A 24,703-nucleotide genomic window follows, 5' to 3' on the forward strand; every position below is an offset into this window, starting at 1 on the left:
CGCACCCTGCTATATGCTTAGTACAAAAACAATAACAAGCTTTGTACAAGACAATAAAAATAAGACGAATCGACTCACGCACAATAAAAACAACACGGCGGAGGCGCAGCTAACTGATTCTTTTGGAGAGGCGTTGCATTGGGGCTTGCCCCGCAACCAGGCCGAGAACAACAAAAACTGCCCTAAGGCAGAGCCTGAACTGGTTGGATCGTAGATCAGCAACACAGCGACCAAAGCAATCCGTTTGCTCTTGACTCCCGATTGGGAGTGTCATGAAGGTGAAGCTTCATGGCGAGGGCGATCAACAAAAACAAGAAGCCCGAAATCAATAATAAAAATAGAGCACGCAACTACTTCTGGGGGAGCTTCGGCTCCCCTTGTAGTTTCTGGCATTTGGCATTTTCAAGGCTTATGGCGCAAGGCCTGTAGCTTGTTCCTACACCATCCCCTGACTAAATGCTAGAATCCCCGCCCATCATGCGGTCATTCTTCGTTATGGCCGAACATTCCTTCAAACAGTGCATCCCATGCTGAAGAAGTTGTTCCAGTCATTCCGTTCTCCCTTGCGTCGTACGCAACACAAACGCAGCACGCCTGAAGTGCTCAACAGCAGCCAACATTCGCTGCAACGCGCTCAGTTCAGCCGTTATGCAGTGAACATCGTCGAACGTTTGCAGAACGCCGGCTACCAGGCTTATCTGGTGGGCGGGTGCGTACGCGACATGTTGCTCAACATCACGCCCAAGGATTTCGACGTCGCCACCAGTGCCACGCCAGAGCAAGTGCGCGCCGAGTTTCGCAATGCGCGCATCATCGGCCGCCGTTTCAAGTTGGTGCACATCCACTTTGGTCGCGAAATCATCGAGGTCGCGACCTTCCGTGCAGGCCATCCGCAAAACGATGAAGAGGAGGACACCAATCAGTCTTCCCGCAACGAGAGCGGGCGCATCCTGCGCGACAACGTCTATGGCACCTTGGAAGAAGACGCGCAGCGTCGCGACTTCACCATCAACGCCCTCTATTACGACCCGGTCAGTGAGCGCATTCTTGATTACGCCAACGGCGTACACGACATCCGTAACAACCTGGTCCGCCTGATCGGCGACCCAGTGCAGCGCTACCAGGAGGACCCGGTTCGTATGCTGCGGGCCGTGCGCTTTGCGGCCAAGCTGAACTTCGGTATCGAGCGACACACCGCTGCGCCGATTCGTGAACTGGCCCCCATGCTGCAGGAAATTCCCTCGGCGCGCCTGTTCGAAGAAGTGCTCAAGCTGTTCCTCTCGGGCTACGCCGCCGACACCTTCGAAATGCTCGTCGACCTGCAGTTGTTCGACCCCTTGTTCCCGGCCAGCGCCGAGGCTCTGGAATACAACCCGACGTATACCCACACATTGATCAGCGAAGCGTTGATCAATACCGATCTGCGCATCAAACAGAACAAACCGGTAACCCCGGCGTTCCTGTTTGCTGCCCTGCTGTGGCCGGCCCTGCCAAAACGCGTACTGCGCCTGCAAGAACGTGGCATGCCGCCGATTCCAGCCATGCAGGAAGCCGCTCACGAACTGATCACCGAGCAATGCCAGCGCATCGCTATCCCGAAACGCTTCACCATGCCGATCCGCGAAATCTGGGATATGCAGGAGCGCCTGCCCCGCCGCAGCGGCAAGCGTGCCGACCTGTTGCTGGACAACCCGCGCTTCCGCGCTGGCTACGACTTCCTGCTGCTGCGTGAAAGCGCTGGCGAGCAGACCGACGGCCTGGGCGAATGGTGGACCGACTACCAGGACGCCAATGACAGCGAACGCCGCGAGATGATTCGTGAGCTCGGCAGCAAAGGCGAAGGCGCCAGCGAGGGGCCCAAGAAGCGTCGTCGCAGCGGCACCAAGCGTAAACGCAGCGCCGCCGATGCCTCGGGCGCCGCGGGCGAATAAACGTGGAACGCATCTACATCGGCATGGGCAGCAACCTGGCCGCCCCGGATCAGCAATTGCGCAGCGCTATCGAGGCGCTGGCACAATTGCCCGGCACCCGCCTCGTCGGTGTGTCCTCCTTCTATCAAAGTGATTCCCTACTCCCGGGCCAACCGCGCTATACCAACGCGGTTGCGGCCCTGGACAGCAGCCTTGCACCGCTGGACCTGCTTGACGCACTGCAAGCCATCGAGAATGACCAGGGCCGCGAGCGCCTCGAGCGTTGGGGGCCGCGCACGCTTGACCTGGATATCCTGCTGTTTGGTGACCGCCTGATCGACGAACCACGCCTCAAGGTGCCGCACTACCAGATGGACGTGCGCGCGTTTGTGTTGTACCCCTTGGCCGAACTGGCCCCTGCCGACCTGCAACTGCCTGACGGCCAGACACTCAGCAAACTGCTGGCGGCCTGCCCGTTTGTCGGCTTGGAACGCTTACCTTTGTAGGCGCGGGCTTGCTCGCGAAAATCGTCAACGATAACGCGCACGCCCTGATTAAACGTGGTGCCTGCGCGTTCTTCACGAGCACCCTCGCACCTGCAATCGCGTCAGTAACAGCGGTAACATCGCGGTCGTAACAATGCGGTAACACATCCAATTGACTTCCCGTGTCCTCCTCACGACTATAGGCGTCCCGCTGCCGCCAACCCGGCGCTAAAGGGCGCAATCCAGGCCATATAAGCACTGCTTTCAAGACAGTGCGCCTGTATAAACAAAGACTCACGCGCGTTACTCGCTGTTTCCAAGCGCCTGAACGAGGACCCTTTTCATGCCAGACATTACCCTGACCACCTTGCAGAGCCTCAAGCTCAAAGGTGAAAAAATCACCATGCTGACCTGCTATGACGCTACCTTCGCCCACGCCAGCTGCCAGGCAGGTGTCGAAGTGTTATTGGTGGGCGACTCCCTGGGCATGGTTCTTCAAGGGAATGACAGCACCCTGCCCGTTACCACCGATGAGCTCGCCTACCACACCGCCAGCGTCAAGCGCGGTAACGACGGCGCCTTCATCATCGCCGACCTGCCGTTCATGGGTTACGCCACCCTCGAACAGACCTTCCAGAACGCCGGCAAACTGATGCAAGCCGGCGCGCACATGATCAAGGTGGAAGGGGCCATCTGGCTCGCCGAATCGATCCGCCTGCTGGCTGAACGGGGTGTTCCTGTGTGCGCACACATGGGCCTGACGCCGCAGTCCGTGAATATCCTGGGTGGCTATAAGGTACAAGGCCGCAATGAGGCCCAGGCGCGCCAGATGCGTGCCGATGCCATCGCCCTGGAGCAGGCTGGCGCCGCAATGATCCTGCTCGAATGCGTTCCCAGTGAGCTGGCGGCGGAAATCACCCACGCCGTTAAAGTCCCGGTGATCGGCATTGGTGCCGGTTCCGCCACCGACGGCCAGGTCCTGGTGCTGCACGACATGCTCGGCCTGTCGATGACTGGCCGTGTGCCGAAGTTCGTGAAGAACTTCATGATTGGCCAAGACAGTATCCACGCCGCTTTGAGCGCCTACGTCGCTGAAGTCAAGGGCGTGACCTTCCCAGGTGCCGAACACGGGTTTTCTGCATGAACACGGTAAAAACCATACGTGAACTGCGGGCCGCCGTGGCCCATGCCCGCAACGCCGGCAAACGCATCGGCTTCGTGCCCACCATGGGCAACCTGCACAGCGGCCACGCCACCCTGGTGGCCAAGGCCGCCCAGCAGGCGGACTTCGTGGTCGCCAGCATCTTCGTCAATCCGCTGCAGTTCGGCGCCGGCGAAGACCTCGACAAGTACCCGCGCACCCTCGCCGCAGACCAGGAAAAGCTCCTGCAAGCCGGCTGCAACCTGCTGTTCGCCCCCACTGTCGAGGAAATGTACCCCGACGGCATGGCCGGCCAGACCCGCGTCAGTGTCCCGCAACTGTCTGAAGGCCTGTGCGGTGCCAGCCGTCCCGGTCACTTTGAAGGAGTAGCCACGGTAGTCAGCAAGCTGTTCAACATGGTCCAGCCGGACATGGCTGTGTTCGGGCAGAAGGACTATCAGCAACTGGCCGTGATCCGCGCCATGGTCCATGACCTGAACATGCCGATCCAGATCATCGGCGAGCCTACCGTCCGCGCCGAAGATGGCCTGGCGCTGTCCTCGCGCAACGGCTACCTCACCGAAGCCCAACGCGCGGTCGCGCCGGTGTTGTACCGCAGCCTCAGCCAGATTGCCGCCGCCATCAAAGGCGGTGACCGCGACTTCGCCAAACTGCGTGCCGAACAGGTCCAGCAGATCGAAGCCGCCGGGTTGCGCCTGGATTACCTCGAAGTGCGCCAAGGCGTGAACCTGCGCCCGGCCACGGCCGAAGATCGCGACGTGGTGATCCTGGTGGCGGCTTATCTGGGGGCCACGCGCCTCATCGATAACCTGCACCTGAACCTCGCCTGACCCCCTCTCGACACCCCGCCTGCGACCCTGCCTGATGTGCCGGTATAAAAAAGTACCGGCCACAGCGCAGACAAAGCCAAGACATATCGACACGCTAGGTTTAATGTAATCGCCCTGCGCTATGGTTAGCGCTGTCCGGCACCCAGCCCTTGATAAAAGACTGGACGTTCCGGGCTTTGAAATGTCCTAAAGGCAGTCCCCGTAATAAAAGGAAACCCGCAGCGATGGCGTACTACCGCACTCCTCATGACGTTACCGCTCTGCCCGCCTGGCAAGCGCTCAATCAACACCGCCAAGCCATGCAGGATTTCAGCATGCGCGAAGCGTTCAATGCCGATCCTCAGCGTTTTTCCCAGTTCACCTTGAGCAGCTGCGGACTTTTCCTCGATTACTCGAAAAACCTGATCACCAGCGAAACCCGCGACCTGCTCGTGGCGCTGGCCAAGGAAGTCGACCTCAAGGCCGCCATTGACGCGCTGTATGCTGGCGAGCCGGTCAACTCCTCGGAAGGTCGCCCTGCCCTGCACACGGCACTGCGCCGCCCGGTGGGTGACAAGTTGTCGGTCAACGGTGTGAACATCATGCCGGACGTGCACAAGGTGCTGAACCAGATCACTGACCTGGTTGGCCGCATCCATGACGGCCTATGGCGTGGCTACACCGAGAAGCCGATCACCGACGTGGTGAACATCGGCATCGGCGGCTCCTTCCTCGGCCCGGAGCTGGTCTCCGAGGCACTGTTGTCCTACGCCCATAAAGGCGTGCGCTGCCATTACCTGGCGAACATCGACGGCAGCGAGTTCCATGAGCTGACCATGAAGCTGCGCGCCGAGACCACGTTGTTCATCGTCTCGTCGAAATCGTTCAACACCCTGGAAACCCTGAAGAACGCCCAGGCCGCCCGTGCCTGGTACCTGGCCCAGGGTGGCTCGGAAGCGGAGCTGTACCGCCACTTTATTGCCGTATCAAGCAACAACGCGGCAGCCGTGGCCTTCGGTATCCGCGAAGAAAACATCTTCCCGATGTGGGACTGGGTCGGCGGTCGCTACTCGCTGTGGTCGGCCATCGGCTTGCCAATCGCATTGGCCATCGGCATGTCCAACTTCAAAGAGCTGCTGTCCGGTGCCTACACCATGGACCAGCATTTCCAGAACGCGCCGTTCGAGGCCAACATGCCAGTGCTGCTGGGCTTGCTCGGCGTGTGGTATGGCAACTTCTGGGGTGCGCAGAGCCATGCGATCCTGCCGTACGACCATTACCTGCGCAATATCACCAAACACTTGCAACAGTTGGACATGGAATCCAACGGCAAGAGCGTGCGCCAGGACGGCACGCCCGTGTCCACCGATACCGGCCCCGTCATCTGGGGCGGCGTCGGCTGCAACGGTCAGCACGCCTATCACCAGTTGCTGCACCAAGGGACCCAACTAATCCCGGCCGACTTCATCGTGCCGATCGTCAGCTTCAACCCTGTGTCCGACCACCATCAGTGGCTGTATGCCAACTGCCTGTCCCAGAGCCAGGCGCTGATGCTCGGCAAGACCCGCAGCGAAGCCGAAGCCGAGCTGCGCGACAAGGGCATCCCGGAAGACGACGTGCAGAAGCTGGCCCCGCACAAGGTGATCCCCGGGAACCGTCCGAGCAACACCTTGGTCGTCGAGCGCATTAGCCCCCGTCGCTTGGGCGCGCTGGTGGCGATGTATGAACACAAGGTGTTCGTGCAGAGCGTGATCTGGGGCATCAACGCCTTTGACCAATGGGGCGTTGAGCTGGGCAAGGAGCTGGGCAAAGGCGTCTACAACCGCCTGACCGGTGCCGAAGAAACCAGCGCCGAAGATGCTTCGACCCAGGGCCTGATCAACTATTTCCGCGGTCGTCACCGCGGCTGATACCGGTACGACAGGGTCAACGTCCGTTTGGACGTTGGCCTTGAACCCTCCCCCCACAGGGTGCATCTTTATGACTTGTCGCCAAAACAAGAATAAGGAGCGCTCATGTTCGATATCAGCACCTTTCCCAGCGCCGATGCCGTCCGCCGGGCTGCGCAACTCAGTCAAGAGGACTACCAACGCCTCTATCGCCAATCCATCGAACAGCCAGACACCTTCTGGGCCGAGCAGGCCAAGGCGTTTCTTGACTGGATGAAGCCGTGGCACACGGTCCAGCACTGCGATATCAACACCGGCGCCGCCCAATGGTTTGCCGGCGGCCAACTGAACGTGAGCTATAACTGCATCGACCGTCACTTGGCGCAACGCGCCGAGCAGCCCGCCTTTATCTGGGAAGGCGATGACCCGACCAAGTCCGTCAAGATCACCTACCGTCAACTGCATCAACACGTCTGCCGCCTGGCCAATGTGCTGAAAAGCCGTGGCGTGAAGAAAGGCGACCGCGTGTGCATCTACATGCCCATGATTCCGGAAGCGGCCTACGCCATGCTGGCCTGTACGCGCATCGGGGCGGTGCATTCGGTGGTGTTTGGTGGTTTCTCGCCGGATGCCCTGCGCGACCGTATTCTCGACGCCGATTGCCGCACGGTCATCACCGCCGATGAAGGCGTGCGCGGCGGCAAGCCCGTGGCACTGAAACAGAATGTCGACAAAGCCCTGGCCAATTGCCCGAATGTCAGCACGGTACTGGTGGTGGAGCGTACCGGGGCTGCCGTGAACTGGAGCGAAGGCCGCGACCTCAAGTACCGGCAGGCCCTGGACACCGCGAGCGATGATTGCCCGCCCGAGCCGATGGACGCCGAGGCCCCGCTGTTTATCCTCTACACCTCCGGCAGCACCGGCAAACCCAAGGGCGTGCTGCACACCACCGGCGGCTACCTGCTGCAAGCGGCAATGACCTTCAAGTACGTGCTCGATTATCGCGATGGCGAGGTGTTCTGGTGCACCGCGGATGTGGGCTGGGTCACCGGTCATAGCTACATCGTGTATGGCCCGTTGGCCAATGGCGCCACCTCGCTGATGTTCGAAGGTGTGCCGAGTTACCCGGACAGCTCGCGCTTCTGGCAGGTGATCGACAAACACCAGGTCAATATCTTCTACACCGCGCCAACCGCGCTGCGCGCCTTGATGCGTGAAGGCCATGGCCCGCTTGAGAATACCTCCCGCGCCAGCCTGCGCCTGTTGGGCAGCGTCGGGGAACCGATCAACCCGGAAGCCTGGGACTGGTACTTCAATGCAGTCGGCGAGCAGCGCTGCCCCATTGTGGATACCTGGTGGCAGACCGAAACCGGCGGCATCATGCTCAGCCCGTTGGTCAGCGCCCAGCGGATCAAACCCGGGTGTGCCACCCAGCCGATGTTTGGCGTACAACCCGTGCTGCTCGATGAACAAGGCAAGGCATTCAGCGGTGCCGGCAGCGGCGTGCTCGCGATCAAGGCCAGTTGGCCGGGGCAGATTCGCAGTGTCTACGGTGACCCACAGCGCATGATCGACACTTATTTCAAACCCTACCCCGGCTATTACTTCACCGGTGATGGCGCACGCCGCGATGAAGACGGTGACTACTGGATCACCGGGCGCATCGACGACGTGATCAACGTCTCCGGCCACCGCATCGGCACAGCCGAAGTAGAAAGCGCGCTGGTGCTGCATGACCAGGTCGCCGAAGCGGCCGTGGTGGGCTACCCACATGACGTCAAAGGCCAAGGTATCTATGCCTTTGTGACCCCGATGAATGGTGTCGAACCCAGCGATGCGCTGAAAAAGCACCTGCTGGACCTGGTCAGCAAAGAAATCGGCAGCTTTGCCAAACCAGAGCTGATCCAATGGGCGCCTGCCCTGCCGAAAACCCGTTCCGGCAAGATCATGCGGCGGATTCTGCGTAAGATCGCCTGCAATGAACTGGACAGCCTGGGCGATACATCGACCCTGGCCGACCCGAGCGTGGTCGACGGTTTGATCGACAAACGCCTGAACCGCTAGGAAATCCGAGTCGCCATGGAATTTATCCGCAGCCGTATAGAAACCCAGTTGATGAGCCTCACCGGCTTGTCGCTGGGCCAACTGGACCTGGAAAACCCCAAGGGCGATCCCGGCCTGTTCGGCCCGGACTCGGTCAGTTGGCAAGTCCATGGCGACTTCAGCAGCATGCTCATCGGCGGCATCAGCGCCTTGATGCTGCAAGCCCTGCACCCCCTGGCCCTGGCCGGCGTGTGGGACCATTCGAATTTTCGCCAGGACATGCTCGGGCGTTTACGCCGTACTTCGCAATTCATCTCCGGCACCACATTCGGCTCGCGCAAAGACGCCGAGTGGCTGATTGAGAAAGTGCGCACCATTCACCTGCAGGTCGTCGGGCACGCCCCGGACGGACGGCCTTACGCGGCCAGCGATCCGGAGTTGCTGACCTGGGTACACGTAGCGGAAGTCAGCAACTTTCTCGCTGCCCACTTGCGGTATCGCAATCCGCAGCTGTCGGGGCGGGACCAGGATCGCTACTACAGCGAAATCGCCCTGGTGGCCGAACGCCTGGGTGCCCGGCAGGTTCCGCGCTCCCGGCAGGAAGTCTCGGATTATCTGGCACGTGTTCGCCCACAACTGCTGTGCGACGAGCGCAGCCGCGAAGTGCTGCGCCTGCTGCTCAATGCGCCCGCCCCCAGCCACCTGGCCAAACCCTTTGGCGCGTTGATGATGCAGGCCGGGATCGACCTGTTGCCGGACTGGGCCAGCGCCATGCTCGAGCAGCACCAAAGTCCGCTGCAGCGCCAGATGATCCGCGCCGGGGTCAAGCGCAGCGCGCCCTTGTTGCGTTGGGCGATGCGCAATGGTTCGGTCCAACGCGCCCATCGGCGGATGGGGCTGATGTAGCCCGCGGCCCATAGCTGTTAGACTCCGCGCCCTCATTGCCCACAATTACCTAAAGCAAGGCGCGCTCCATGTCTCCCCTGAACCAGGCGCTGCGCGCCGCCCTCGATCAACGCCAGGACCTGATCAACGAACTGCATGCCCAGGGCACCGATTGCTATCGGCTGTTCCATGGTAGCCAGGAAGGCGCCGGCGGCCTGACGATCGACCGCTACGGCCCGCAGTTGCTGGTACAAAGCTTCCACCAGGCGCTGGACACCCACGAGCTGCTGGACCTGCACCGGCTGATCAACCAGTACATGGGCCTGGAATTGCTGCTGGTGTACAACGACCGCTCGCGTGGCAACTCGCGCATCGACCGCGAAGACACGGTATACCGCGCCGAGCCTGCGGCGCTGGAGGACCTGGTCGGCCACGAATGGGGCCTCAACTACCGCGTGCGCGGGCGCCATGTCGGGCAGGACCCGCTGCTGTTCCTCGACCTGCGCAACACTCGCGGTTGGGTCAAGGCCCACAGCGCCGGCAAAAGTGTACTGAACCTGTTTGCCTATACGTGTGGGGTCGGCCTGAGTGCCGCCGCCGGTGGCGCACGTGAGGTGTGCAACCTGGACTTTGCCGAAGGTAACCTGGCGGTCGGTCGTGAGAACGGCCTGTTGAATCCGCAATTACCCACCATGGAATTTGTGCAGTCCGATTACTTCCCGGCGATTCGCCAACTGGCCGGCCTGCCGATCGCTCAGCGTCGCGGGCAAAAGCTGCCGAGCTATCCGCGCCTGGAGCAACGTCAATACGACCTGGTGTTACTCGACCCGCCCGCCTGGGCCAAGAGCGCCTTCGGCACCGTCGACCTGCTGCGTGACTACCAGAGCCTGCTCAAGCCGGCATTGCTGGCAACCGCCGACAACGGCGTACTGATCTGCTGTAACAACCTGGCAAAAGTGAGCATGGACGATTGGCGTGACCAGGTACTGCGTTGCGCCGAGAAAGCGGGGCGCCCGGTACGCGACTGGCGCATCATGGCGCCCGGCGCCGATTTTCCTTCGCAAGACCAACAGCCACCGCTGAAGACAATGATCCTGCAGTTATAGGACTTATCGCAAAAGGACTGGCTCTTCGGAACCGAAAACCCGTGCCATACTCCAAGGCACTCCTGTTCGACATAGATGGCGCCGCCCCCATGCCCAAAGGATTGATTCGCGCCGCTGGCGCCTTGTTGACTGCCGTAGCCCTGTACAGCTTGCTGGGCTTTCTGATTTTGCCCGGCATCGCCCTCCGCATAGCCAATCAACAACTGGCCAACTACGCCACGGTGCCAGCCCGCATCGAACGCATCGAGCTCAACCCGTTCAGCCTGGAGCTGACCGTGTGGGGCCTGCAAATCGGCGATCCAGGCAAGGAACAGGTCGGTTTCGAGCGGCTGTATGCCAACCTGCAGCTCGACAGCCTGTGGACCCGCGCCGTGCACTTGGCGGATGTGCAACTCGACAAGCCCAAGACCGAGCTGCTGTTCGACAAATCCGGCCAACTGAACCTCGCGCAACTGTTCAAGTTGCCGCCCAGCGAGCCAACCCCGGCCGATCCCAACGCCAAACCGTTCCCGTTGCGTATCGACAACATCAAGCTGGCCGGCGGCTATTTACATTTCGAAGACCTGCGCCCCAGCGAGCCCATCGAGTTCCTCTATGACAAACTCGACTTCGAGCTGAAAAACCTCAGCACGCTGCCGGAAGACAACGCCGACATGACCCTCGTGGCCGCGGGCCCCCAGGGTGGGCAGATCGACTGGAAAGGCAATTTCAGCCTGGTGCCGATCACCTCCAAAGGCACATTGAAGGTCACCGACGGCAAGATGAAAGCCTGGTGGCCGTATGTGCGGGATGCACTGCCACTGGTGCTTGAGGACGGTGTGCTCAACTTCAGTACCGACTACACATTCAGCCTGGCCAATGAGACTGCGCTGAACCTGAACAACACCGCCGCGAGCATCGCGCCCTTTGCCCTCAAGGCACCGGATGGCCGCCCACTGGTACGCTTGGAGCGCCTGGACATCAGCGAAACAACAGTGGACCTGGCCAAGCAGCAAGTGGTGGTCGGCAAGATCCGCAGCAACAAGCTGGAAACCTGGGCCGCCCGCGAAGCCGATGGGCAATTGGACTGGCAAAAACTATTCGCCAGCCAGCCAGGCAAACCGGCCAAGGCACCGGAACCGGCCAGCGCACCGGCCACTGCCGACTCGCCAAAACCTGCACCGGCAGCGCCCAGCAAACCCTGGCAAGTGCTGCTCAAGGATGTGCAACTGCGCAACTACCAGGTGCACCTGGCTGACCGGCAGGCTAAACCGGTCGTCGCGCTGGAGCTGGGGCCGTTGAATGTCGATATGCAAAACTTCGATAGCCTCAACCAAAGCCCCTTCACCCTCAAGATCGACAGCGGCCTGGGCAAACAGGGCAAGATCCAGGCAACCGGCGAGGTCAACCTCAACCCCGTCAGTGCCAAGCTGAAAGTGAATACCCAGGACATCGACCTGCGGGTCGCCCAATCCTATATCAGCCCGTTTATTCGTCTGGAACTGCGTAGCGGCATGCTCGGCAGTAACCTGGATGTGAACCTCAAAAGCACAGACCCACTTAAGCTCCAGGTAACCGGCCGGGCCCAGGTGGACCAGTTGCACACCCTGGACACCCTCAAGACCCGTGACTTCCTCAAGTGGCAACGCCTGGTGCTGGAAGGCCTGAACTACCAGCATGGCGACAGCCTGTCGATCGACAAGGTCAACCTGCAGCAGCCGTATGCACGCTTCATGATCAACGATGACCGCACCACCAACGTGGACGACCTGTTGATTCCCCAGCCAGCCGACAGCGGCGCCAAAGCGGCGGCCAAGCCTGCGGCCAGCCAAGGTAAGCCCCTGGGTATCCATATCGGGCAGATTGCGATCAACGACGGCTCGGCCAACTTCGCCGACTTCAGCCTCACGCCCAACTTTGCGACCGCAATACAACAGCTCAACGGGCAGATCGGCACCATCGACAGTCGCCAGGCCAAACCGGCCAACGTCGACATCAAGGGCAAGGTGGACCGCTACGCGCCAGTGACCATCAAAGGCAGCGTGAACCCATTCGACCCCATGGCAGCGCTGGATATCGCCACCAGTTTCAAACGTGTCGAGCTGACCACCCTGACCCCCTACTCGGGCAAGTTCGCCGGTTTCCGGATCCGCAAGGGCCGTCTCAACCTCGACCTGCATTACGTGATCACCAAGGGCCAGTTGAAGGCCGAGAACAAAGTGGTGGTCGAGCAATTGCAGCTGGGTGAAAAGGTCGACAGCGCCGATGCCGTGGATTTGCCGATTCGCCTGGCGATTGCCTTGCTTAAAGACAGCGATGGCAAGATCTCCATCGAACTGCCCATCAGTGGTGACTTGAACAACCCGCAATTCAGCGTGATGCCGATCGTGTGGCAGACCCTGCGTAACCTGGTGGTGCGCGCGGCGAGTGCACCGTTCAAATTCATCGGCGGATTGATTACCGGTGGAGGTTCGGAAGACTTGGGTAACGTGTCGTTCGCCGCCGGCTCGAGTGAATTGAGCAAAGAGGCTGAGGGCGCATTGGACAATCTGGCCAAGGCGCTGAAGGAACGCCCAGCCCTGCGCCTGGAAATCGAAGGCACAGCGGCGGCCAGCAGTGACGGCCCCTTACTGGCCCAGGAGCGACTGGAACGTGAATACCAGTACAACTACTACAAGATGCTGCAGCGTCGCGGCGAGAAGGTTCCAGCCCAGGCCTCCCTGCTGGAGGTTCCGGAAAGCGAGAAAGCCCCGCTGCTCGAAGGTATCTATCGCACTCGCTTGAAACAGCAGCCACCTGCGGAATGGAAAGACCTCAGCCGCGATGAGCGCACGGCAAAGCTGAAGGACGGCTTGATCAAGTTCTGGAGCGGCAGTGATGTATTGCTACGTCAGCTGGGCCAGGACCGGGCCAGCACCATCAAGGATTACCTGGTAGACAAAGGGCAACTGGAAGATGACCGGGTGTACTTCATCGACGCCAATCTGGGCCAGGCCGAGAAAGACGGTCGAGTGATCACACCAATGCATCTGGATGCCGAGTAACCCTCCACAATAGAACAGGCCCCGACACGAATGCCGGGGCCTGTAATGACCACTTCCTTGTGGCCGGTCGCATGAACACGTGAGGTGCATTGAGTGGATAACTGGCTCACTCGTTGCCGCCGCGCCTAGTTCAGGCGATGGGTTGAGCGTTACTCGGCTTTCAAGCCATCAGCCGATACTGCTTTAACGCCTTTGATTTTCTTGGTGATCGCAACAGCAGTGGCTTTCTGCGATTCAGTCACAGCAGTCGTCGAAGACAGGGAAACCACGCCTTTGTTGGTTTCGACTTTGATGTCTGTGCCAGGAATGCCTTTCTCAGTAACCAGGTCAGCCTTCACTTTGGTGGTGATCCAAGTGTCGCTGGTTGCGCCTTTGGCATCAGCGGCTGCGCCCTTGGTTTTGTCGATATTGTCTGCTTTGGTAGCGCCGCCGGCCAACAGGCCATCAGCCGAAACAGCAGTTACGCCTTTGATTTTCTTGGTGATCGCTACAGCGGTCGCTTTCTGAGAGTCAGAGATGGCAACGGTCGACGACAGGGAAACCACACCTTTGTTGGTCTCAACCTTGATGTCCGAACCTGGGATGCCTTTTTCGGTCAGCAGGTCAGCTTTAACTTTGGTGGTGATCCAGGTATCCGAGGTGGACTCCTTGGCCTTAGTCACTTCGCCAGCAGCCAGTGTCATCGGCGCTTGAGACGTTTGAGCGAAAGCAACGTTGGTCATAGCCAGTGTCAAAGCGGTAGCAGTAGCGAGAGCGAACTTCTTCATACGAGTAACTCCTGTTTTATTAAAAGTCTGCAGCGTGTGGACCTTGATGCTGCAGCGTTAACAGGGATATTGCAGGCACTGTGCCAAGTCGAAATTCAGATAAAAACCCTTTAAAAACAATGCATTAACAAATACCCATCTTTTCGGAATCGTGCAACTTGCATGAACCGCGTCGTGCCTGCGTGCAAGTTGCGGTTTTTTGGCTTGGATTAAACAACTGATTTTTCGGGCTTTTTCCGCCGCCATAAAAAAAGGACTCCGAAGAGTCCCTTTTTCAGCGTGAAACCTGCGGGTGATTAAACGCCCGAAGCTTTGGCTGCTGCTACATCTTTGATGGACAGCTTGATACGGCCGCGGTTGTCCACGTCCAGTACCAGCACTTCCACTTCCTGGCCTTCTTTCAGAATGTCGGTCACTTTCTCAACACGAGCGTCGCTCAGCATGGAGATGTGAACCAGACCGTCTTTGCCCGGCAGGATGTTGACGAATGCGCCGAAGTCGACGATGCGTTCAACTTTACCGACATAGATCTTGCCGATCTCGGCTTCCGCGGTGATGCCCAGAACGCGCTGACGCGCGGCCTCTGCAGCTTCCTTGGTTTCGCCGAAGATCTTGATCGAGCCGTCGTCTTCGATGTCGATCGAAGCCTTGGTCTCTTCACAGATCGCACGGATGGTCGCGCCGCCTTTACCGATAACATCACGGATTTTGTCGGTGTCGATTTTCATCGCGATCATGGTCGGAGCGTTTTCCGACAGCTCGGTACGGGACTGACCAATGATCTGGTTCATCTGACCGAGGATGTTCAGGCGCGCTTCCAGGGCTTGGCCCAGGGCGATCTCCATGATCTCTTCGGTGATGCCCTTGATCTTGATGTCCATCTGCAGCGCGGTAACACCTTTAGCGGTACCAGCGACTTTGAAGTCCATGTCGCCCAGGTGGTCTTCGTCCCCCAGGATGTCGGTCAGGATGGCGAACTTCTCGCCTTCTTTAACCAGGCCCATGGCGATACCGGCAACCGGTGCCTTCATCGGCACACCAGCGTCCATCAGCGCCAGGGAAGCACCGCAAACGGAAGCCATGGAGCTGGAACCGTTGGACTCGGTGATTTCCGACACCACACGGATGGTGTACGGGAACACGTCAGCAGCAGGCAGCATGGCCTGAACCGAACGGCGGGCCAGACGGCCGTGACCGATTTCGCGACGACCCGCACCGCCCATGCGACCACACTCGCCCACCGAGAACGGAGGGAAGTTGTAGTGCAGCATGAACGGGTCTTTTTTCTCGCCTTCCAGGGTGTCCAGCAGTTGTGCGTCACGGGCAGTACCCAGGGTCGCGACAACCAGCGCTTGGGTTTCACCACGAGTGAACAACGCCGAACCGTGAGTCTTCGGCAGAACGCCGACTTCGATGTTCAGCGGACGCACGGTGCGAGTGTCACGGCCGTCGATACGTGGCTTGCCGTTAACGATGTTCTCGCGAACGGTGCGGTATTCGATTTCACCGAATGCAGCCTTGACGTCGCTGGCGGAAGGCTGGCCTTCTTCGCCGGACAGCTTGGCAACAACCTGATCCTTCAGCTCACCCAGGCGAGCGTAACGGTCGGCCTTGATGGTGATGGTGTAGGCCTGGGAGATCGCTTCGCCGAACTCGGCACGGATAGCGCCCAGCAGTTCGGTGGCTTCCGGGGCAGCAGCCCAGGTCCAGGTTGGCTTGGCAGCTTCAGCGGCCAGTTCTTTAACGGCGTTGATCACGACCTGGAACTCGTCGTGAGCAAACAGTACCGCGCCCAGCATCTGGTCTTCGGTCAGCTCTTTGGCTTCCGATTCAACCATCAACACGGCTTCCGAAGTACCGGCAACGACCATGTCCAGGCTCGAAGCTTTCAGTTGCTCGTAAGTCGGGTTCAGCAGGTAGCCGGTGCTTTCGTGGAAGGCAACGCGGGCAGCGCCGATCGGGCCATCGAAAGGAATACCGGAGATGGCCAGGGCAGCCGAAGTACCGATCATCGCAGCGATGTCCGGATCGGTTTTCTTGCTGGTGGAAACGACGGTGCAGACAACCTGCACTTCGTTCATGAAGCCTTCTGGGAACAGCGGACGGATCGGACGGTCGATCAGTCGGGAAGTCAGGGTTTCTTTCTCGGAAGGACGGCCTTCGCGCTTGAAGAAACCGCCAGGGATCTTACCGGCAGCGTAAGTCTTTTCCTGGTAGTGGACAGACAGAGGGAAGAAACCCTTGCCTGGATCGGCTTGCTTGGCACCTACAACGGTCACCAATACGGTGACGTCGTCGTCAACGGTAACCAGCACTGCGCCGGAAGCTTGACGGGCGATACGGCCTGTCTCGAGGGTAACGGTCGACTGACCGAACTGGAATTTTTTGATAACCGGGTTCACGGTGTCCTACCTTCTTTGTGGCTCTTGGGGAACTTGTCTTCTTACGAAATTCTTGGGCAATGTCGGGAGTCGGCCCAACCGTTGTCCAGGGGTAAAACGTGTATCCAGATAAAACTTGAGGCTGGGAGCCTGCCATGAGCCAGCGGGAATCCCACTGACACACGGCAGACAACCAACCTCTAGCGCAATCGCTGATTAGCGACGCAGACCCAGGCGACCGATCAGAGCCTGATAACGACCCAGATCCTTGCCTTTCAGGTAGTCCAGCAGCTTACGGCGCTGGTTTACCATGCGGATCAGACCACGACGGGAGTGGTGATCTTTACCGTTGGCCTTGAAGTGACCTTGCAGCTTGTTGATGTTGTGGGTCAGCAGTGCAACTTGCACTTCTGGCGAACCAGTGTCACCAACAGCTTGCTGATAGTCAGCTACGATTTGTGCTTTTTCTTGAACGTCGAGAGCCATGAGGCAATCCTTTTTTCAGGAAACTGCCCAAAGGGCAGTTTCAACAGGCCAGGGACAAATCCCTGTATCTAAAAATGAGTGTTGACCGTGCCTGTTAACAGCCACACTCGTTCGGTCATTCTGACCGAATCAGTCGACGCGGCGCGATGCGCCCGTCTTCGCTCACTTCACCGATACCGATAAAGCGACCGTTATGATCCTGTACTCGCACCATGCCAAATTTCGGGGCATCCGGGGCACGTACCGGCTGGCCATTGAGCCAATAGAACGCGCTGTGCTCCGAGAAGTGCAGCAATGGCCAATCAAGCAAACCGCTGTCCGATGGCATCAGGAAGCGATCAACCGCCTCGTTGCCGCCTTCGGCATGCACCGCCTCCAACTCTTCCAGCGTGACCGTTTGGGCCAGGCTGAAAGGTCCGGCCTGTGTGCGTCGCAGCTCTGCAACGTACGCGCCGCAACCGAGCTTCTCACCAATATCTTCCACCAGGGTCCGGATATAGGTGCCTTTGCTGCAGTCCACCGCCAAGCGGGCGGTGTCGCCTTCACAGGCGAGCAATTCCAAGCGCGCAATAGTAACAGAACGCGGTTCGCGCTCCACTACTTCGCCCGCACGTGCCAGCTTGTAAAGAGGCTGCCCATCCCGCTTGAGAGCCGAGTACATCGGCGGTATCTGACTGATTTGCCCGCGAAAAGCGGGTAAAACAGCTTCGATATCAGCACGACCAACGGTCACGTCGCGAACCTGCAGAACATCACCTTCGGCATCGGCCGTGGTAGTGGTCTTGCCCAGTTGCATCAGGGTTTCGTAACCCTTGTCGGAGTCGAGCAGGTATTGCGAGAACTTGGTGGCCTCGCCAAAGCACAACGGCAGCACGCCGGTGGCCAGGGGATCGAGGCTGCCCGTGTGCCCGGCCTTTTCGGCATTGAGCAGCCAGCGGACCTTCTGCAACGCGGCATTGGAGGTAAAGCCAATGGGTTTGTCGAGCAGAATGATGCCACTGACATTGCGACGGATACGTTTAACCTGAGCCACCGCTTACTCCTTGGCGTCTTCAGGTGTGGACGGGTGCTGATTATCTTCAGCCACTGCGCGCTCGATCAGTGCCGACAGGTGCGCACCCCGCACGACGCTTTCGTCGTAGTGGAAGTGCAACTGAGGCACGCTGCGCAGCTTCATCTCACGGGCAAGCTGCATACGCAGGAAGCCGGCGGCAGCGTTGAGCACCTTGATGCTTTGCGCGATTTCTTCGCTGCTGTCCTGGCCCATCACGGTGATGAAGATCTTGGCGTGACCCACGTCACGGCTCACTTCAACGGCAGTGATAGTGACCAGGCCAACGCGCGGGTCTTTGACTTCGCGACGGATCAGTTGAGCCAGCTCGCGCTGCATCTGATCGCCGATACGTTGGGTACGGCTGTATTCTTTTGCCATGTCTTGTTACCTGTTACTGCCACACGGTGAAATCCGTGGGGTCTGAAAGCGGCAAACGCCCGGCCTGACAAAAGCCAGACCGGGCGTTGCGTTTAGAGTCCGGACGCGGCGCGGGGCATTTGCATGCCCACACGCGGCGTGGCCCTTGAAGTGCGCGAGTTAGAGGCTGCGAGCAACCTGAACCTTCTCAAAAACTTCGATCTTGTCGCCAACCTTGACGTCGTTATAGCTCTTGACGCCGATACCGCACTCCATGCCGGCACGTACTTCAGAAGCGTCATCCTTGAAGCGGCGCAGGGATTCCAGCTCGCCTTCGAAGATAACGATGTCTTCACGCAGTACACGGATTGGACGGTTACGGTAAACGGTGCCTTCGATAACCATACAGCCGGCGATCGCGCCAAATTTCGGCGAACGGAACACGTCACGTACTTCGGCAACACCCAGGATATTTTCCCGGACGTCGCTGCCAAGCATGCCGGTAAGGGCTTTCTTGACGTCTTCGATGATGTCGTAGATGACGTTGTAGTAACGCATGTCCAGGCCTTCCTGCTCGACGATCTTGCGAGCGCCAGCATCGGCACGCACGTTGAAGCCGAACAGTACAGCGTTGGAAGCCAGTGCCAGGTTAGCGTCGGACTCGGTGATACCACCAACACCGCCACCAACAACACGCACTTGCACTTCGTCGTTACCCAGGCCGTTCAAGGCGCCGTTCAACGCTTCGAGGGAACCACGAACGTCAGATTTGAGGACGATGTTAAGCGTCTTCTTCTCTTCCTGCCCCATGTTCTCGAAGATGTTTTCCAGCTTGCCGGCGTGAGCACGGGCCAACTTGACTTCGCGGAACTTGCCTTGACGGAACAGAGCCACTTCACGGGCTTTCTTCTCGTCGGCAACCACGCTCATCTCGTCGCCAGCGTCCGGGGTACCGTCCAGGCCGAGAATCTCGACAGGGATGGCCGGACCAGCTTCCTTGATGGACTTGCCGTTCTCGTCAAGCATGGCACGTACACGGCCGTAGTTCGAACCGACCAGCACCATGTCGCCTTGGCGCAGGGTACCGTCTTGAACCAGGACGGTCGCAACCGGGCCACGGCCCTTGTCGAGGCGGGACTCAACCACGACACCGCGGCCAGGAGCCGATGGAGTAGCGGTCAGTTCCAGAACTTCGGCTTGCAACAGAACGGCTTCAAGCAATTCGTCAACGCCAGTACCCATCTTCGCGGAGACCGGTACGAACGGAGTGTCACCACCCCACTCTTCAGAAGTCACGCCGTGAACCGACAATTCGCTACGGATGCGATCGAGATCAGCGCCCGGCTTGTCGATTTTGTTCACTGCCACCACCAACGGTACGCCAGCTGCCTTGGCGTGCTGAACGGCTTCGATGGTTTGTGGCATCACGCCGTCGTCCGCTGCGACCACCAGGATCACGATGTCGGTCGCCTTGGCACCACGGGCACGCATCGCGGTAAACGCGGCGTGACCTGGGGTGTCGAGGAACGTCACCATGCCGCGATCGGTTTCAACGTGGTAGGCGCCGATGTGCTGGGTAATACCGCCAGCCTCACCTGCTGCAACCTTGGCACGACGAATGTAGTCGAGCAGGGAAGTTTTACCGTGGTCAACGTGGCCCATTACGGTCACGACTGGTGCACGGGAAACGGCTTCACCTTCAAACTTCAGGGACTCGGCCAGGGAATCTTCCAGGGCTGTGTCGCTGACCAGGGTCACTTTGTGGCCCAGCTCTTCCGCAACCAGTTGGGCAGTTTCCTGGTCCAGTACCTGGTTGATGGTGGCCGGGGTGCCCAGCTTGAACATGAACTTGATGATTTCAGCTGCCTTGACCGACATCTGCTGGGCGAGGTCGCCTACAGTGATGGTCTCGCCGATCTTCACTTCACGCACGACAGGGCCGGTTGGGCTCTGGAAACCGTGGGCGTTGCGTTTTTTCAGCTTGGCCTTGCCGCGACCACCACGACGGAAGCCATCGCTTTCTTCGTCGGTAGTCCGTGGCGCAACGCGTGGCGCAGGCGCTTTCTCTTTGACCGAGGCGCGATGCGGAGCGTTTTTGCGCTCGCCATCACCACCACCACCGCGACGATTGTTATCGTCGGCACGTGGCTTGTCCGGACGACGAGGTTCGTCGCGTTTACGAGCGTCAGCAGCAGGTGCTGGTGCAGCGGCAACCGGAGCGGCCTCACGCACAGCTTCTACAGGCGCAGCAGGGGCCGCGACTGCATCAGTGGCAGCAGGTTGCGCAGCAGCAGGCTGGCGACGCGCTTCTTCTTCGGCGCGACGCTTGGCTTCTTCTTCAGCCTTCTGGCGAGCAGCATTTTCTACTGCACGACGTTCTTCCAGTTCGCGTTTACGCTCGGCTTCGATTTCTTCCGGGCTGCGCTGCACGAAGACTTTCTTCTTGCGCACTTCAACGCTAATGCTCTTGCTACCAGCAACACGCAGGGTGCTGGTGGTTTTGCGCTGCAATGTAATCTTGCGCGGTTCTTCCACTTTCGCCTTGTGGCTGCTCTTCAAGTGAGTCAGCAAAGACTGCTTCTCACTATCGCTCACACCTTCATCGGCGGCGGTGTGCGGCAGACCTGCCTCACGCATCTGCTGCAACAGGCGCTCTACCGGTGTTTTGACCTCATCGGCCAGTTGTTTCACCGTGACTTGCGTCATGCACTTCTCTCCTCAGGCCGCGCCTAATTACTCGAACCAATGGGCTCGGGCGGCCATGATCAACTTGCCGGCACGATCATCGTCAATGCCGTCGATGTCGAGCAGATCGTCAATAGACTGCTCGGCCAGGTCTTCGCGGGTAATTACGCCGCGCACCGCCAGTTCCATCGCCAAATCCTTGTCCATACCCTCAAGCGAGAGCAGGTCTTCGGCCGGATGGGCGTCTGCCAGCTTTTCCTCAGTAGCGATGGCTTTAGTCAACAAACGATCCTTGGCCCGAGCGCGAAGCTCGTTGACGGTGTCTTCGTCAAAGCCGTCGATGTTGAGCATTTCTTCCAACGGTACGTAGGCAATCTCTTCCAGGCTGGTGAAGCCTTCATCTACCAGCACCTGCGCCAGATCTTCGTCGACTTCCAACTCGTCGATAAAGTTGCGCAGGATGTCACCGGTTTCAGCTTGCTGCTTAGCCTGGATGTCCGATTCGGTCATCACGTTCAGGGTCCAGCCGGTCAGTTGGCTGGCCAGACGCACGTTCTGACCACCACGACCAATGGCCTGAGCCAGATTGTCTGCGCCAACGGCGATGTCCATTGCATGGGCATCTTCGTCAACGATAATTGCCGCCACTTCAGCCGGCGACATGGCGTTGATCACGAACTGCGCCGGGTTATCGTCCCACAGGACGATGTCCACACGCTCACCGCCCAATTCGCCCGACACTGCCTGGACGCGCGAACCGCGCATACCAATGCAAGCGCCCTGCGGGTCGATGCGTTTGTCCTTGGAGCGGACCGCGATCTTGGCGCGCGAACCCGGGTCCCGGGACGCAGCCATGACTTCGATCAGGCCTTCGGCGATTTCCGGCACCTCGATACGGAACAGTTCGATCAGCATTTCCGGTGCGGTACGCGACAGGATCAGCTGAGGGCCGCGGTTCTCGGTGCGGATTTCCTTGAGCAGCGCACGCAGACGCACGCCGACACGGAAGGTTTCGCGAGAGATGATGTCTTCACGGGCCAGCAACGCTTCGGCGTTGTTGCCCAGGTCGACGATCACGTTGTCGCGGGTAACTTTTTTCACAGTACCCGAGATGATTTCTCCCAGGCGCTCGCGATAGGCGTCAACGACTTGAGCGCGCTCGGCTTCGCGAACCTTCTGCACGATGACCTGCTTGGCGGTCTGTGCAGCAATACGGCCGAACTCGATCGATTCGATCTTTTCTTCGACAACATCACCCACCTTGGCACCAGGATGCGTTTCAGCAACCTTGCTTGGCCAGGTTTCAATGGCCGGATCATCAAGATCGGCTTCTTCGACGACCGTCCAGCGACGGAAAGTCTCATAGGCACCGGTGTGGCGGTTGATTTCCACACGCAGATCAACTTCGTCTTCAAAACGCTTTTTGGTAGCAGTGGCCAGGGCCAACTCCAGCGCTTCAAAAATCACGTTTGCCGGTACGCCCTTTTCATTGGATACCGACTCAACAACCAGCAGTACTTCTTTGCTCATCGTACGCCTCGCCTTTCGCAAGCCATTGGATCCGCGGGATCCGCGTCTCAGTCAAAACTGGGAATAATGTTGGCCTTGTCGATCATATCGATCGGCAACAGGAACTCATGGTCTTCTACCTGCACCACGACGTCCTGCTCTTCTACACCGCGCAGAAGGCCCTGAAAATTGCGTCGCCCTTCAAAGGGAGATCGCAGCTTGATCTTCACTTGTTCACCGGCAAATTTTGCAAACTGATCAATAGTGAACAGTGGGCGTTCCATGCCTGGCGAGGAAACTTCGAGGGTGTATTCAACGGCGATTGGATCTTCAACATCCAGGACACCGCTGATCTGACGACTGACAATGGCACAATCGTCCACCAGCACGCCGCCCTCTTTATCGATATAAACGCGCAACATTGAGTGGCGACCTTGAGCCGAAAACTCAATACCCCAGCATTCATAGCCTAGGGCCACGACCACCGGGGCCAGCAAGGCCTGCAACTCTTCTAGCTTGCTCGACACCTGAACCCCCTCGTGCATGTATGTGCATGCTGTGCAAAATAAAAAAATGGGCGAAACGCCCATCCTTGAAACGCCGTCGAACAGCGGCGTTGAAAGTGTCCAGCTAACAAAAAGCCCCTTAAAAGGGGCTCCGCTAAAACTGGTTGCGGGGGCCGGATTTGAACCGACGACCTTCGGGTTATGAGCCCGACGAGCTACCAGACTGCTCCACCCCGCGACAAAGCTGGGGCGGAAGTATACGACCGATCCCTTACAGGGTCAATGTAACCTTCCACCTACAAGAAAGCCCGCAACAGCGGGCTCTCCTGATAATTGGTACCGAGAAGGGGACTCGAACCCCTACACCCTATGGGCACAACCACCTCAAGGTTGCGTGTCTACCAATTCCACCACCTCGGCAATACAGCGTTTACAACCCTTCTTACTTCTGCTCTTGAGCTGGAGGTACGTCAGTCGCTGGAGTAGCCGACTTTTGCTCTTGAAGCACCGGGACATCATCAGAAGCCGGTTTTGCTTTTGGCACTTCCAACACTGCTGGGTTTGGGAGACCTACTTGAGTCAGCACATGAGCTTTCTCTTTAGCAAAGTAACCTAACCCCAAGCTGGTTATGAAGAAACCGGCGGCAAGTATAGCAGTAAACTTACTAAGAAAGGTAGAGGAACCTTGGCTTCCGAATACAGTATTTGAAGCACCTGCACCGAAAGACGCACCAGCATCCGCACCTTTACCCTGTTGCAACAAAACCAGGGCAACTACGCCCAGGGCAGCCAACAGATGAAAAACGACTACGACTGTTTCCAGCATTTTTTCAGTTTCCCGCGGCGCGACAAATCGCACCGAACTCATCTGCATTCAGGGAGGCTCCACCAATGAGCCCCCCATCGATATCCGGCATGCCGAACAGTTCGACCGCATTGGCCGCCTTCACGCTGCCGCCGTATAGAAGACGCACACCTTGTGCGACTTCAGAATTCTCTGCCGCCAACTGCGCGCGGATGGCTGCGTGCACATCCTGCGCCTGTTGCGGTGTAGCAGTCAGCCCGGTACCAATGGCCCAGACCGGCTCGTAAGCAATTACTGCCTTTGCAAATGCACCAACACCCAACTCTTCAATGATGCTGCCCAGCTGACGCGAGACAACCTCAAGAGTCTTACCCGACTCACGCTGCTCAAGGGTCTCCCCTATGCACAACACTGGAATCAGGCCACAAGCCTGTGCTGCCGCGAACTTGCGGTTGAGCGTTCCATCACGCTCACCCATCATCTGACGGCGCTCGGAGTGCCCGACAAGCACGTAGGAACAACCCGCATCGACCAACTGACTTGGTGCAGTTTCACCCGTCAGAGCACCTTGCATGGCTTCCACTGCAGAATTCTGCGCGCCGACCTGAATCGACTTACCTTTCAAGCCATCAACCACTTGGGTGATATGCAGGCAAGGCGGAAAAACCGCAACATCAACACCGCTAGGCAAGGCCAAGTGACGAAGGCCATTGATCAGCTCAGCGACACTGGCGCGGGTACCGTGCATCTTCCAGTTACCAGCTACCATAGTGCGACGCATGCTGTACCTCGTCGGTCAAAGTGGGCGCAGATGTTACCCAACCACATCATCACTGGCAAG

Annotated in this window: 19 protein-coding genes and 2 tRNA genes; 9 read left to right on the forward strand and 12 right to left on the reverse strand. The window is 58.9% G+C overall.

The genetic code is table 11. The annotated features are described in order from the left end of the window. Nucleotides 1-527 precede the first annotated feature (527 nt). The 9 genes from QU606_RS30490 (at nt 528) to QU606_RS30530 (ending at nt 13,312) form a co-directional block, all read left to right on the forward strand. Nucleotides 528-1,931 (forward strand): polynucleotide adenylyltransferase PcnB, encoded by a 1,404-nt coding sequence (locus tag QU606_RS30490; protein WP_024077423.1) that lies wholly within the window; start codon nt 528-530, stop codon nt 1,929-1,931. A gap of 2 nt (nt 1,932-1,933) precedes the next feature. Continuing rightward, on the forward strand, nt 1,934-2,416 hold the full coding sequence (gene folK, locus QU606_RS30495; RefSeq protein ID WP_304997936.1) for a 2-amino-4-hydroxy-6-hydroxymethyldihydropteridine diphosphokinase: 483 nt from the start codon (nt 1,934-1,936) through the stop codon (nt 2,414-2,416). A 322-nt stretch (nt 2,417-2,738) separates the two neighbouring features. Further along, nucleotides 2,739-3,539, forward strand: coding sequence for a 3-methyl-2-oxobutanoate hydroxymethyltransferase (gene panB, locus QU606_RS30500; RefSeq protein ID WP_304997937.1), 801 nt, complete (start codon nt 2,739-2,741; stop codon nt 3,537-3,539). After that, entirely contained in the window at nt 3,536-4,387 is an 852-nt protein-coding gene (gene panC, locus QU606_RS30505) for a pantoate--beta-alanine ligase (RefSeq protein ID WP_024077426.1), read from the forward strand. Before panB ends, panC begins: the two co-directional genes overlap by 4 nt. 224 nt (nt 4,388-4,611) lie before the next feature. Beyond that, on the forward strand, nt 4,612-6,276 hold the full coding sequence (gene pgi / locus QU606_RS30510; RefSeq protein ID WP_024077427.1) for a glucose-6-phosphate isomerase: 1,665 nt from the start codon (nt 4,612-4,614) through the stop codon (nt 6,274-6,276). 105 nt (nt 6,277-6,381) lie between these two features. After that, on the forward strand, nt 6,382-8,319 hold the full coding sequence (gene acs / locus QU606_RS30515; RefSeq protein ID WP_024077428.1) for an acetate--CoA ligase: 1,938 nt from the start codon (nt 6,382-6,384) through the stop codon (nt 8,317-8,319). 15 nt (nt 8,320-8,334) lie between these two features. Continuing rightward, nucleotides 8,335-9,204: an oxygenase MpaB family protein gene (locus QU606_RS30520; RefSeq protein ID WP_193689815.1), complete on the forward strand. Its 870-nt coding sequence runs from the start codon at nt 8,335-8,337 to the stop codon at nt 9,202-9,204. Between the two features lie 68 nt (nt 9,205-9,272). After that, the gene (locus QU606_RS30525) at nt 9,273-10,289 is read left to right on the forward strand and encodes a class I SAM-dependent rRNA methyltransferase (RefSeq protein ID WP_193689816.1); all 1,017 of its coding nucleotides are present in this window, start codon (nt 9,273-9,275) and stop codon (nt 10,287-10,289) included. Between the two features lie 89 nt (nt 10,290-10,378). Further along, on the forward strand, nt 10,379-13,312 hold the full coding sequence (locus QU606_RS30530) for a DUF748 domain-containing protein (RefSeq protein WP_304997938.1): 2,934 nt from the start codon (nt 10,379-10,381) through the stop codon (nt 13,310-13,312). A 149-nt stretch (nt 13,313-13,461) separates the two neighbouring features. On the opposite strand, the gene QU606_RS30535 is transcribed toward QU606_RS30530, so the two are convergent. From QU606_RS30535 to tpiA, 12 genes are all read right to left on the reverse strand, one after another. Beyond that, entirely contained in the window at nt 13,462-14,079 is a 618-nt protein-coding gene (locus QU606_RS30535; RefSeq protein WP_024077432.1) for a BON domain-containing protein, read from the reverse strand. Nucleotides 14,080-14,375: 296 nt separating this feature from the next. After that, on the reverse strand, nt 14,376-16,481 hold the full coding sequence (gene pnp, locus QU606_RS30540; RefSeq protein WP_024077433.1) for a polyribonucleotide nucleotidyltransferase: 2,106 nt from the start codon (nt 16,479-16,481) through the stop codon (nt 14,376-14,378). Between the two features lie 195 nt (nt 16,482-16,676). Continuing rightward, nucleotides 16,677-16,946, reverse strand: coding sequence for a 30S ribosomal protein S15 (gene rpsO, locus QU606_RS30545; protein WP_003176135.1), 270 nt, complete (start codon nt 16,944-16,946; stop codon nt 16,677-16,679). A 115-nt stretch (nt 16,947-17,061) separates the two neighbouring features. Next, entirely contained in the window at nt 17,062-17,979 is a 918-nt protein-coding gene (gene truB / locus QU606_RS30550; protein WP_010562682.1) for a tRNA pseudouridine(55) synthase TruB, read from the reverse strand. A gap of 3 nt (nt 17,980-17,982) precedes the next feature. After that, nucleotides 17,983-18,378, reverse strand: coding sequence for a 30S ribosome-binding factor RbfA (rbfA, locus tag QU606_RS30555; protein WP_024077434.1), 396 nt, complete (start codon nt 18,376-18,378; stop codon nt 17,983-17,985). Nucleotides 18,379-18,537: 159 nt separating this feature from the next. Beyond that, a complete protein-coding gene (gene infB / locus QU606_RS30560; protein WP_024077435.1) occupies nt 18,538-21,063 on the reverse strand; it encodes a translation initiation factor IF-2 in 2,526 nt (841 codons plus the stop codon). A gap of 27 nt (nt 21,064-21,090) precedes the next feature. Further along, on the reverse strand, nt 21,091-22,572 hold the full coding sequence (gene nusA, locus QU606_RS30565; protein ID WP_008057419.1) for a transcription termination factor NusA: 1,482 nt from the start codon (nt 22,570-22,572) through the stop codon (nt 21,091-21,093). A gap of 47 nt (nt 22,573-22,619) precedes the next feature. Then, on the reverse strand, nt 22,620-23,078 hold the full coding sequence (gene rimP, locus QU606_RS30570) for a ribosome maturation factor RimP (protein WP_032865935.1): 459 nt from the start codon (nt 23,076-23,078) through the stop codon (nt 22,620-22,622). Nucleotides 23,079-23,218: 140 nt separating this feature from the next. Further along, nucleotides 23,219-23,295 (reverse strand) — tRNA-Met (locus tag QU606_RS30575). A gap of 96 nt (nt 23,296-23,391) precedes the next feature. Then, nucleotides 23,392-23,477, reverse strand: a tRNA-Leu gene (locus QU606_RS30580). A gap of 22 nt (nt 23,478-23,499) precedes the next feature. Then, entirely contained in the window at nt 23,500-23,883 is a 384-nt protein-coding gene (gene secG / locus QU606_RS30585) for a preprotein translocase subunit SecG (protein WP_010206600.1), read from the reverse strand. Between the two features lie 4 nt (nt 23,884-23,887). Beyond that, nucleotides 23,888-24,643: a triose-phosphate isomerase gene (tpiA, locus tag QU606_RS30590; protein ID WP_069077025.1), complete on the reverse strand. Its 756-nt coding sequence runs from the start codon at nt 24,641-24,643 to the stop codon at nt 23,888-23,890. Between the last annotated feature and the right edge of the window lie 60 nt (nt 24,644-24,703).

The sequence above is a fragment of the Pseudomonas sp. OVF7 genome (genome assembly GCF_030644265.1).
Lineage (GTDB): Bacteria > Pseudomonadota > Gammaproteobacteria > Pseudomonadales > Pseudomonadaceae > Aquipseudomonas > Aquipseudomonas gorinensis.

Bases quoted from the DNA above. Each gene is read 5' to 3' on its own strand.
- QU606_RS30490 (WP_024077423.1), top strand. From the start codon at position 528: ATGCTGAAGAAGTTGTTCCAGTCATTCCGTTCTCCCTTGCGTCGTACG.
- panB (WP_304997937.1), top strand. From the start codon at position 2,739: ATGCCAGACATTACCCTGACCACCTTGCAGAGCCTCAAGCTCAAAGGT.
- panC (WP_024077426.1), top strand. From the start codon at position 3,536: ATGAACACGGTAAAAACCATACGTGAACTGCGGGCCGCCGTGGCCCAT.
- pgi (WP_024077427.1), top strand. From the start codon at position 4,612: ATGGCGTACTACCGCACTCCTCATGACGTTACCGCTCTGCCCGCCTGG.
- acs (WP_024077428.1), top strand. From the start codon at position 6,382: ATGTTCGATATCAGCACCTTTCCCAGCGCCGATGCCGTCCGCCGGGCT.
- QU606_RS30520 (WP_193689815.1), top strand. From the start codon at position 8,335: ATGGAATTTATCCGCAGCCGTATAGAAACCCAGTTGATGAGCCTCACC.
- QU606_RS30525 (WP_193689816.1), top strand. From the start codon at position 9,273: ATGTCTCCCCTGAACCAGGCGCTGCGCGCCGCCCTCGATCAACGCCAG.
- QU606_RS30530 (WP_304997938.1), top strand. From the start codon at position 10,379: ATGCCCAAAGGATTGATTCGCGCCGCTGGCGCCTTGTTGACTGCCGTA.
- QU606_RS30535 (WP_024077432.1), bottom strand. From the start codon at position 14,079: ATGAAGAAGTTCGCTCTCGCTACTGCTACCGCTTTGACACTGGCTATG.
- rpsO (WP_003176135.1), bottom strand. From the start codon at position 16,946: ATGGCTCTCGACGTTCAAGAAAAAGCACAAATCGTAGCTGACTATCAG.
- rbfA (WP_024077434.1), bottom strand. From the start codon at position 18,378: ATGGCAAAAGAATACAGCCGTACCCAACGTATCGGCGATCAGATGCAG.
- infB (WP_024077435.1), bottom strand. From the start codon at position 21,063: ATGACGCAAGTCACGGTGAAACAACTGGCCGATGAGGTCAAAACACCG.
- nusA (WP_008057419.1), bottom strand. From the start codon at position 22,572: ATGAGCAAAGAAGTACTGCTGGTTGTTGAGTCGGTATCCAATGAAAAG.
- secG (WP_010206600.1), bottom strand. From the start codon at position 23,883: ATGCTGGAAACAGTCGTAGTCGTTTTTCATCTGTTGGCTGCCCTGGGC.
- tpiA (WP_069077025.1), bottom strand. From the start codon at position 24,643: ATGCGTCGCACTATGGTAGCTGGTAACTGGAAGATGCACGGTACCCGC.